The sequence below is a fragment of the Prolixibacter sp. NT017 genome, from assembly GCF_009617875.1.
Lineage (GTDB): Bacteria > Bacteroidota > Bacteroidia > Bacteroidales > Prolixibacteraceae > Prolixibacter.
This window is the reverse complement of sequence record NZ_BLAV01000001.1, coordinates 3230149-3240931: the sequence shown is the minus strand read 5'-3', so window position 1 is coordinate 3240931 and position 10783 is coordinate 3230149. Positions and strand designations below refer to the sequence as shown.

The window sequence follows — 10783 nt, the reverse complement described above, 5'->3', positions numbered from 1 at the left end:
TACGCTGAAATAGCCCAAAATATTGAGATTATTGCCTTAGTAATTTAGACGAAAGTTTCTCAGGGGAAGTCAAATTTGCAGGTAAAAGTTCCGGATGACTGGCTCTCGACGGGCAGATATCGATTCCTCCGCGACGAGTGTAGATACAGGTAACCATCAGTTTTTCAGGCTGAAATTTATCCCACAACCGTTTGTACAGCATCTCACAAATCTCTTCATGAAAATGGTTTTCGTTCCGGAAGGAGACTATGTATTCTAGTAATCCAGTTGGTTCCGGAAGTGTTTCTCCTTCGATGTGAACAAAGGCGCTTCCCCAGTCGGGCTGATGGGTTACTTTGCAATTGCTGCGCAAAAGATGAGTCGCCAGTTTTAGTTCCTTTTCATCCGATTTTGATGGTTTTAGTAATTCCGGGTTTTCCGAGAAATCGTTAAACTGAATTCTTTCCAAATCTAACGTCTCTTCCATTATCATGAAATCCTGAAAATCATGAGCTGCAACTTCCGGCTCATTGTCGAAAAATGCCAGCTTGACTTTGCATTTCAGCAATGCCTCCAGGTCATTTTTAATAATTCCGATCACCTGTTCAATGCCTGATTTTCGATCGTTTCCGTAAGATGACATGTTGAACGAATTCAGGTACAATTTCAGCGACTTGCTTTCCACCAGAAACGGACTATCAAACGGATAAACCAACTTGAGAAGACCGGTAACAGGCAAGCCGTTTTCCGTCAGAAATCCCACCTCATACGCATGCCAGGTATCCAAACCGATAAACTCCGTCGGTGGTTCACTAATGCCGTATTGTTCGCGGTTAACCTTGCGGGGAACCGCAACCAGTACTTCGGGCGCATACTGTTTCGGGTAATCGACTTTTTTGCCCAGTAGTTTATCTTCGGTTGAGATGGTATTTTTCATGGTAATAGTTTGGTCATGAAATTTTGGAATTAAACACCCGGTTTGTCGCCAAACAAATCGATGTGAATGCGCGGACAATAACGCCATCCGTGCTGAATAGCTGTTTCAAGTACCCGGAAACTGGTTTTTCCAAGTGTCAGATGATTACCGCCCAGCGGCATAGCCAGAATATCGGAAGATTTCCAGCCGGAGATATGATTCAGGACTTCTTCATGAATCGATTCGGTGTTTTCGGATCCGCTCATCACAAACTTCAGTTGGAAATCCTTTTCTCCATTGGAATTCAGGCACACATCGATGTACTGCTGAATGACGTCCGGGCATGGTGTTTTCTGAGAAGGAGCTGCAGCTACTTTTTCAGTCAGTTGTTGAGGTAGCTGCTTCAGCTTCTCTTCGGTCACCAGCGAATCGCTGAGCTTTGGCGAAATACTGAACAGGTCGATATGACGGGCCAGCTCTTCATCGAACAGGGTGCCGTTGGTTTCGATGGTAATGTGAACGTCAAATTCTTCTTTCAGTCGACGGCAAAGTTCTTTGAGCGAACGATGCTGAATGGTCGGTTCTCCACCGGTAATCACGACATGGCGCATATTGCCAAGGTTGTGCCTTACCGTTTCGATGATTTCGTCGACTTTCCACAACTGGTTTTTACTCACGTCAAACGATGAATCGGGCGTATCACAAGCGCTCACGCCACCTCCCGGAATATTCCACATGCAGCGGAGGTTACATCCTGATAACCGGATAAAAAGTGAGGCTGTACCCACCAATTTCCCTTCTCCCTGTATGGTCCCCGGATATTGCAGACCAGTAGCCGGCACATCTGCCAGCAACTTGCCTTCGGCATCCCGGGTAATGGGGAAAATGCCATTATTGACCAAAAGAAGTGACGCAGCCATGCGAAATTAATTTTCGAGATGAGTGTTTTTGAAAATTTTCTGCTGTTTCAATTCCTCCCACCAATCCATGTCGTCCCATTCGGTTCGGATTCCTTCGCTCAGCTTGATGTCGTCCAGTGTAAAATCAACCAACGCGAAATCTTCGGTGAATGCTTCGGCATAGCCGGTTTGTGTTTCGTGAACACGTACCGATTGAAGCTGAATGTCACCTTCGCCGTTTTTCTTTTCGGTGTTCCGGATGATTTTGTCAATCACGTACAGGAACATCAGGGCGTAGCCTTCCGCCGAAGGCGAAACAGGAATCTCAGCAACTCTCTGGTTGATTTGATACACGGCATCCTTGATTTCCGGCTTTTCTCCCTGCCAGAGTGAATAGGCGTGGTCGAAGCTGTTGATGAATTCGCCCACCTTGCTCAGAAGGATGAAATCGAGCACCATGAATCCTTTGTCCAGCTTGTTTGATTTAATGAACACTTCCACTTCATACGAATGGCCGTGAATGTTTTCGCGGCACAGCTTCGATGAACAATTACGCACAATATGGGCTCCTTCGAACCGGAATTTTTTTCTGATAATCATCTCTCTCTGCTTTTTTATTTTTCCAACAACGGATCAGTATACCCGGCTTCTTCAAACGCTTTCGCGCGAAGCAAACAACTGTCACACGTTCCACACGGTTTTTCGCCACCCCGGTAGCACGACCAGGTGAGGCCAAAATCAACGCCCAATTCCATTCCTAGTCGGATTTCGTCAGCTTTTGTTTTATCGATAAACGGGGCATGAACATGAATGGGATCATCCATCTCAGCACCGCAAACCGTTCCCTTATTGATGGCTGCTTCCATGGCATCGATAAATTCCTGGCGGCAGTCGACGTAACCGGAATAATCCACCTGGCTAACCCCGATAAAAATGTCGCGGGCACCAATGGCTTCGGCGTACGATGCCGCAACCGATAGGAAAACCATATTTCGGGCCGGGACATAAGTAACCGGAATGTCGGTGCGGGTAACGTCGCCGTTTTCAACTTCGATAGATTGATCGGTCAGCGCAGAGCCTCCCCACAAATCTAGTCGCATATTGACAATGTGATGTTCTTTTACTCCGGCACTTTTGGCCGTTTTGCGGGCACTTTGCAATTCACGTTCGTGGCGCTGGCCATAGTCGAACGAAAGCGCATAAACATCAAATCCCTTTGATTTGGCCAAATGCAAAGCTACAGATGAGTCGAGGCCGCCGGATAAAAGGACAATTGCTTTTTTCATATTCTGATACCAATAAGTTTTTTCCAAAATCATCAGAAGTGGGAAACCGTATTCCTGAAAAAGCAATAAACATACGAGGTAACATCCGAACATAAAGTTCGAAGAGGAAGGGGAAAATCTTCTCTCTCGATGGGCCCTAGTTTTGTTTATAGACAGGATGGTTTCGAACTGTCTGCTGATGTAATCAACGTTGCAAAGTTAGGAAAGATTTGGCTTACGACAAGCCCCTTTTTTCAAACTAGCAGCATGGAAAATGGGCCGTAAAGAAGCGGTATTTCTTCGCGGCCCATTGGGTTACCTGTTTCAAGGGGCTACTCGCTCTCCTTATTTTCCAGCGCACTGACATGTCCGTAATAACTGATTGAATTGCGGTTATTGGAGTTGATGGTAAGCGTTCCGTAACCACTGTTGCTTACCGAAAGTGTCATCGAATAGCTGTCGTTTGTATCGTTAACGATTGCCTCTACCAGGTAGCCTTTGTCCTTTTTCTGTGGTGTGATGGTAAATTTTTTGGGTTTGCCGTCAAATTTTATTCCACCCGAACCACCGTAAGGCACGTTGTAAGCCCGGCCAAAGAAGGGCATATCAGCCTGAATACTGTCTGTATAAAACCTGACAAAATTTGGATTGGTCGTCAGGTCTATGGTTTTGCCGCCAAGGGGCATGGCTTGCCGCGCTGTGAACTGAAACTGTTTTGAGTTCATCAGCTTTTCCGTTTGCTGTTTCTGTTTTTGCTTTTTATCCTGTTTCGAAGGATTCTCTGCTGCATAAACGGATGCTCCAAGCAACGCTAAAGTCATCAATAATGCTACGATTCTTCCTTTCATCATTATATAAGTTTTTAATTCATCAAGTTCTCTTGTTTATATGCCAAATAATATGCCATGCTTTTGATTTATAACACTAATTATAAATTAATTGAAAGAATTAAGGAACGCAACCTATAAGTTACGAAAAACGTCTTTTTTATCCTTCATCTCACAGGTGGAAATAAACAATACTTCTTATTAAAATTAAAAAAGTAAATATTCTTGTGATTAAACTTTTTAAAAGTTTCCATTTCAATAAAATCCTGATGTAAATTTGAGTGAATGTGAACCATTTTGCTGAGAACAGGTGAGAATATTTGGTATGAACAGTAACATCAAGGTGATTCGATATGTGGTTGGAGTGGGCATCATTTTGCTCATCGTCAGTAATGTTTTGGCGGGAAACAAACCCAGTCAAGAGCGAAAAAGCAGGATCATGAGTCCGGTTCGTTCGTTTCATCCTAAAGAATATGTTTGCTATCGTGCATCAGAGCCAATTGTAGTCGATGGAAAACTGAATGAGGAAGCCTGGCAGCATGCCGAGTGGACAGACGATTTTCAGGATATCGAAGGTGGTTCACGGCCGGTTCCACGGTTTCGTACCCGTGCCAAAATGCTTTGGGATGACAAGTTCTTTTACGTGGCAGCCGAGATAGAAGAACCCGATGTTTGGGCCAATATAACGCAGCGTGATGCCGTGATTTTTCATGATAACGATTTCGAGGTATTCATCGACCCGGATGGCGACACGCACAACTACACCGAGTATGAAATGAATGCGCTGAATACTTTATGGGATTTGCTGTTGGAACAGCCGTACCGGGATCGGAATTTTGTGCTAAACAACTACGATCTGAAAGGACTCGTATCGGCCGTTTCAGTTGATGGAACCATAAATGATACATCTGATAAGGATAAAAAATGGACGGTAGAAATTGCTTTCCCGTTAAGTGCTTACGCTGAATTGAAAAGCAAGCCGGCTGACGGTGTACAATGGCGGGTCAATTTCTCGCGCGTGGAATGGCAGATTGAAAAGGTTGATGGAAAATATCAAAAGAAAATAAATCCGGCAACAGGTTTTTCGTACCCGGAAGATAACTGGGTGTGGTCGCCACAGGGAGTTGTTAATATGCACCTGCCGGAGATGTGGGGCTTTGTTCAATTTTCAGATATTCCTTCAGGAGAAGGGAAAACGTCATTCAAATGGAACCGTGACGAAGAGGTAAAATGGGCATTACGACAGCTTTATTATGCACAACGAAGATATGCTTCTGCCAATCATTGTTATGCATCAAATGTCAATCAGCTTGCAGATCTTCGGGAGGTGCCCGATTCCCTTAATGTAAAATTATACACGACTCCCGAAATGTATGAAGCAATTATTCAATCACCCTTTTCGGGAAAGAATTGGCACATTAACCAGGAAGGACGAACGTGGAGCGATAATTAACCAACCAAATGATAACTATGGACAAACGAACTTTTCTGAAAACCATCGGGGCGGTAGCAGCTGGCGTCACCTTTTCGGGCAACCAATTGCTGGCGGGGAATGCTGAATCTAAGCGTCGGAAAACAGAAGGAAATCAGCTTTGGCTTTGGATTGGAGGCAAGAGTGACTGGACTGACGAGCAGATAAAGGACGCTTTCGCCAAAATTAAAGAATATGGATTCGATGGCGTCTGTTCCAATGGTGATTTGGAGTATTTCAAACGACTGGCTCCTATTACAAAATCGCTGGGACTTGAGCTTCATGCCTGGTATGTAACGATGAATCATCCCGGAGATAAGGAAGCGCAGAAACATCCCGAATGGTATCAGGTAAGCCGCGAAGGATATTCATGCCTCGAGAAGCGGCCGTATGTTGATTACTACCAATGGCTGTGTCCTTCACAGGAAGCGGTTTATCAGTATATCGAAAGTCAGGTGATGGCGCGTGCAGCAATTGATGGCGTCGATGCAGTTCATCTCGATTATATCCGTTACCCGGATGTAATTCTGCCGATCGGTTTGCAGCCCAAATACAATTTGGTTCAAGATCACGAATTCCCGGAGTATGATTTCTGCTATTGCGATACCTGTAAGCAAAAGTTCAAGGAAGAGTACAATCAGGATTTGGACGAAATGGAAGATCCAACCAAGAGCAAAGATTGGCGACAATTCCGTTACTATAGAATAACCCGTCTGGTGAACCGGTTGACAGAAAAAGTACACGAGCAGGGGAAAAAGATTTCGGCAGCCGTTTTTCCGTACCCGGATTTGGCTCGTACCATTTGTCGGCAGTCGTGGGACGATTGGAACCTGGATATATTCTTCCCGATGATTTATAATAACTTTTACAATGAAGATGCACGTTGGGTGGGGAAAGCCACGCGAAAAGGTGTACGGGATTTGAAAGGTAAAGCAGAGTTGGTTTCCGGTCTTTTTCTACCGGCTTTTAAAACAGATGCGGAAATGGAAAGTGCCATCCATTTTGCGAAAAAAAATGGAGCTGCCGGCATCGCCATATTCGATTACAATGGAATGAAAGACAATCACTGGAATTTACTAAAGACCCTGAGTTAACCCGTTTATATACGTTTATTACAGTAATAACAGCGGCACTGGATGAGCATACAGTGCCGCTGTTTTTTTATTTCTTAAAAAGACTCTTTGCATCGGTCAAGGTATTTTGACCATCTTTCCACAGCGCATAGTTAAAGCCGGGATGAATGCAGTAAGCACCGGTTTCACCTGCTTTGTTAATAGCGATGTACCCGATTTGGAACTTCTGGTATCCCGGAATCTTTTTCGCGATTCTGTGGACGGCTTCTTCGCAGGCCTGTTGCGGACTCATGCCGTTTCGCATTAGCTCTACCACCAGGAAGCTGCCGACGGTTTTCATCACCAGTTCACCCATACCGGTCGAGGCAGCTCCACCCACTTCGTTGTCACAGAACAGACCGGCTCCGATGATGGGGGAATCGCCTACGCGGCCATGCATCTTGAATGCGGCTCCGCTGGTAGTGCAGGCTCCGGAAAGATCGCCGTTGGCATCGATGGCCAGCATAGAAATGGTGTCGTGGTTTTCGATGTTGATGACCGGCTCGTACTTCGATTTCTTTTTCCACTCTTCCCAGGCTTCCCTGGCTTTGTCAGTAAGAAGGTTCTGTTTCTTAAATCCTTTCTCCAGAGCAAACTGAAGAGCGCCTTCACCCGAAAGCATCACGTGAGGTGTATCTTCCATCACTTTCCGGGCCACCGAAACGGGATGTACAATGTCTTGCAGAAACGTAACGGAACCGGCATTGCCTTTTTCGTCCATGATGCAGGCATCCAGCGTAACGTAGCCATCACGGTCGGGATAACCACCTAAACCAACCGTCATGATGTTTGGATCTGCTTCGGGAACGCGTGCACCTGCTTCTACTGCATCCAGTGAACGACCACCTTTTACCAGGATTTTAGCTGCCACCTCATTGGCCGGCAATCCGTGTCTCCATGTTGAAATGATGATGGGTTTTCCTTTCAACGGTGTTGTGGGAGCCACTTTTTCCGCTGCAGCGGAAACCTTCTGGTTGAGAAGTAATCCGGACGTTGCTACTACCGAACCCGCTAAAAATTTCCTTCGTGATATCATAAGTTGCCCTTCAATTTTAGATTCGAATGGCAACTTATATAGAATTTTTCTATAGTAGATGAATTTTAAAAAGGAATTACATGTGCTTTTTCCTCAATTTCGTATTCTTTAGTGGTCTTCCGGAAAGAAATTACTATTTTTTAGAAGCAGAATATGGTATGTAATCAAATCAATTGAACTATGCAGAATCGTATGTTTAGCAGTTACCGGGGCGCGCTTATTCGCGGAATCATTGCGTTGATTGCCGGTGGATTGGCGGTATTTGTCCCCAATATCACATTGCGAAGTATTGTTATTTATATCGGGTTGCTTATTCTTTTAGGGGGCTTGGTGTCATTGTTGTTTGCTCTGAGAAGTAAAAACCCTTCCGGACGGAATATGCTGATGACACAGGCCGTTTTCAATCTCATTATCGGAATTCTGTTTGTAGCGCTTCCGGCAACCATGGTGAAAATATTTGTCATTGTACTCGGTATTGGATTTCTGTTTATCGGTATTTTCCAGTTGATGGGAGCCCTGAACGCCCGTCATGAGTACGGCTGGTCGTGGATATACTTTATCATCTCGGTTTTGATGATTATTGCGGGCGGTGTGATGCTGGCAAATCCATTCGACAGTGCCAAAAACATTCTGACTTTTATTGGTGTACTCATGATGATTTATGGTGGAGCTGAGTTATACATGGCGTGGAAATTAAGTAGTAAGCCGAAAACATATCAAGGCCGGGAGGTCGAGGATGCACATTTTAAGGAGCTGTAACTTTCAGAAAACCAATCGAATTTTATTTTTCAAATTGCCACCCGGGAAAGCTTAAGGAAATCTTAAGAGAGAAGAGGGTCGGAAACCATCAGGAAATTAAGCTGTTTCAGGCGAAATTCGCTATATTCAAACGCTGAAAGTGCTTAACATCGATTCTCTAATCCTATTTCTGAAACGCCATGATTCTTGCCCGTGTACTGGTATATTTACCAATGTTTCTGCTTACTGCTTGCCATTCACCTTCGTATGATGCTGTTGAGGAGGAACATGGCAACCTGACAGCCTTTGTCAACCCGTTAATAGGAACAGGTGAAGCCACAACACCCTCGTCAAAAAAATTTGGTGGCGGCAGTTCAAGTCATGCACAAGTGATTCCCGGTGTTGGATTCCCTTTCGGGATGACGCAATGGACTCCACAGACGCGTGTTTCAGAGGCGCATTGTCTGGCTCCGTATTATTATGCTGATGCCAAGATACAGGGATTTCGGGGTACTCACTGGATGAGTGGCTCCTGTACGCAGGATTATGGCAGCATGACCATTATGCCCCTGTCGGGAAAGGTGATTCCGGACGTGAAAGAAAGAGCTTCTTCTTTTTCGCACGAACGTGAAACAGCCAAAGCCAATTACTACCAGGTATTTCTGGACGATTATAAAGTGAATGCAGAAGTGACGGCAGAGAATCACTCGTCTGTCTTGCGTTTTACCTGGATGACCGACTCTGCCAAGTACATTCTGTTTAATCCCAACTCCGACGAAGGTCAGGGCTTTGTTCAGGTGGATACAGTCAAAAATGAAATCAGGTGCTACAACCCGGTTCATCGCATTTACCAGGGGCTGGGAGAACCTGCCGGTTTTAATGGCTGGTTTGTGGTGAAGATTCCTGAAAAGATTACTGATTTTGGCGTTTGGAAAGGAGACTCGGTTCTTTCGGGGGTTACTACCGTGAAAGATGAAAAGAACATCGGTGTGTGGATTAAATTGTCGCAACCGGCCGGTGAGCCAGTCAGTCTGAAAGTAGGAGCGTCTTTTACTTCTTTCGCTGCCGCTGAAGATAACCTGGAGATGGAAATTGGTGAGCACGGTTTTGATTATGTCCGGAAAGAAGGGCGACAAATCTGGAATCATGTGCTGCAGCGAGTTGATGTGACCGGTGGCACGGACGGAGATAAAGAGAAGTTCTATACTGCCCTGTATCATGCCATGTTGTTGCCGCGACAGTTTTCTGATGACGGTGGTACATTCCCGAAGTTCGACAAGCAATATCAGACAGAGACCGATAAAACTTTTGTTTACTACGGAGACTTTTCGATGTGGGACACGTTCCGTGCGGAGCATCCGTTGCTCGATTTACTGCAGCCTGGTCGAAGTTACGATATGATGAAATCGTTGCTGGAAAAAGGTTACAGCGGTGGTTGGTTGCCGATTTTTCCGGCCTGGAACAATTATACTTCCGAGATGATTGGCGACCATGCAGTGGCAACTTTGGCCGATGCAGCCATGAAAGGCATTATCGATTTAAAGGATGATGATTATGAACTTCTTCGCAAGAACGCGATGGAAACGCCAGCTGATTCGGCCGACTACATCAACGGGAAAGGTCGCCGGGCGCTGACCAGCTATTTGAAATATGGCTACATTCCGCTGGAGGACGAGGTGAAAGATGCGTACCATCACCGCGAGCAGGTTTCACGAACATTGGAATATGCTTACGACGATTTTGCACTGAGCCAGGTTGCGGGGTTGTTGGGAGAAGAGAAAGACCAGGTGCTTTTCCGGAAACGGTCGATGAACTATAAAAATGTATTTGATTCGACTGTGAAAAGTGTTCGTGGCCGACATGCCGATGGTTCATGGAGCAAGGATTTTGACCGCGAAAAAAGCGCTTCGTTTATCTCGGAAGGAACGCCTTGGCAATATACTTGGTTTGTTCCGCAGGATATTGGCGGTTTGATCAAACTGATGGGGGGCGAAAAGGAATTCAATCAGCAACTGGATGAATTTTTTGCCAAAGGGCAATACTGGCATGGGAACGAGCCGGGACACCAGATTCCGTTCCTGTACAATTATTCCGGGCAACCGTGGAAAACACAGGAGCATGTGGCAGAAATCCGGCACGACGAATACAGCAGCGGACCGGGCGGGTTAAGCGGCAATGACGATGCCGGTCAGATATCGGCCTGGTATGTTTTCAGTTGCATGGGGTTGTACCAGATTTGTCCGTCGGTTCCGGAGTATGTGATTTTTACCCCGGCTTTTGATAAAATCACATTAAATCTCGAAAACGGGAATAAGTTTACCATTAAGGCACCGGGTGCTTCTTCCGGTAAGCTATATATTCAGTCGGTGAAGCTAAACGGGAAAAAATATCAGAAGAACTACATTCTTCACTCCGATATTGTGAAAGGTGGCGTGCTGGAAATGAAGCTGGGAGATAAGCCTAACAAGAAATGGGGAACGGCCCCGGAGGACCGTCCCTTTTCGTTGGAAAGATAATAAGCGATATCTAAATTGGAAGTT

The 10783-nt window shown here is 45.4% G+C and carries 10 protein-coding genes; 4 read left to right on the top strand and 6 right to left on the bottom strand.

Annotated features, from left to right (window positions below; genetic code table 11):
- Nucleotides 1–28 precede the first annotated feature (28 nt).
- From GJU87_RS13440 to GJU87_RS13420, 5 genes are all read right to left on the bottom strand, one after another.
- Nucleotides 29–916 carry an NADPH-dependent 7-cyano-7-deazaguanine reductase QueF gene (locus tag GJU87_RS13440; protein WP_153639992.1) on the bottom strand — a complete coding sequence of 296 codons (888 nt, stop codon included), beginning with the start codon at nt 914–916 and terminating at the stop codon, nt 29–31.
- 29 nt (nt 917–945) lie between these two features.
- Complete coding sequence (locus GJU87_RS13435) at nt 946–1815, bottom strand: 7-carboxy-7-deazaguanine synthase QueE (protein ID WP_153639991.1); 870 nt, start codon at nt 1813–1815, stop codon at nt 946–948.
- Nucleotides 1816–1821: 6 nt separating this feature from the next.
- On the bottom strand, nt 1822–2394 hold the full coding sequence (locus tag GJU87_RS13430) for a 6-pyruvoyl tetrahydropterin synthase family protein (protein WP_153639990.1): 573 nt from the start codon (nt 2392–2394) through the stop codon (nt 1822–1824).
- 14 nt (nt 2395–2408) lie between these two features.
- Nucleotides 2409–3080: a 7-cyano-7-deazaguanine synthase QueC gene (gene queC, locus GJU87_RS13425; RefSeq protein ID WP_153639989.1), complete on the bottom strand. Its 672-nt coding sequence runs from the start codon at nt 3078–3080 to the stop codon at nt 2409–2411.
- Between the two features lie 311 nt (nt 3081–3391).
- Nucleotides 3392–3910 carry a DUF4251 domain-containing protein gene (locus tag GJU87_RS13420; RefSeq protein WP_153639988.1) on the bottom strand — a complete coding sequence of 173 codons (519 nt, stop codon included), beginning with the start codon at nt 3908–3910 and terminating at the stop codon, nt 3392–3394.
- Between the two features lie 301 nt (nt 3911–4211).
- Here GJU87_RS13420 and GJU87_RS13415 point away from each other — a divergent pair, with 301 nt between their 5' ends.
- Both GJU87_RS13415 and GJU87_RS13410 read left to right on the top strand, forming a co-directional pair.
- Nucleotides 4212–5339 carry a carbohydrate-binding family 9-like protein gene (locus tag GJU87_RS13415; protein WP_228491993.1) on the top strand — a complete coding sequence of 376 codons (1128 nt, stop codon included), beginning with the start codon at nt 4212–4214 and terminating at the stop codon, nt 5337–5339.
- 17 nt (nt 5340–5356) lie between these two features.
- Nucleotides 5357–6451 (top strand): hypothetical protein, encoded by a 1095-nt coding sequence (locus GJU87_RS13410; protein ID WP_194831533.1) that lies wholly within the window; start codon nt 5357–5359, stop codon nt 6449–6451.
- Between the two features lie 67 nt (nt 6452–6518).
- Here GJU87_RS13410 and GJU87_RS13405 read toward each other — a convergent pair whose 3' ends face one another.
- A complete protein-coding gene (locus GJU87_RS13405; protein ID WP_153639986.1) occupies nt 6519–7505 on the bottom strand; it encodes an isoaspartyl peptidase/L-asparaginase family protein in 987 nt (328 codons plus the stop codon).
- 180 nt (nt 7506–7685) lie between these two features.
- Between GJU87_RS13405 and GJU87_RS13400 the strand changes: the two genes are divergently transcribed.
- Both GJU87_RS13400 and GJU87_RS13395 read left to right on the top strand, forming a co-directional pair.
- Nucleotides 7686–8264 carry an HdeD family acid-resistance protein gene (locus GJU87_RS13400; RefSeq protein WP_153639985.1) on the top strand — a complete coding sequence of 193 codons (579 nt, stop codon included), beginning with the start codon at nt 7686–7688 and terminating at the stop codon, nt 8262–8264.
- Nucleotides 8265–8443: 179 nt separating this feature from the next.
- Nucleotides 8444–10759, top strand: coding sequence for a GH92 family glycosyl hydrolase (locus GJU87_RS13395; RefSeq protein WP_228491992.1), 2316 nt, complete (start codon nt 8444–8446; stop codon nt 10757–10759).
- Nucleotides 10760–10783: the final 24 nt, after the last annotated feature.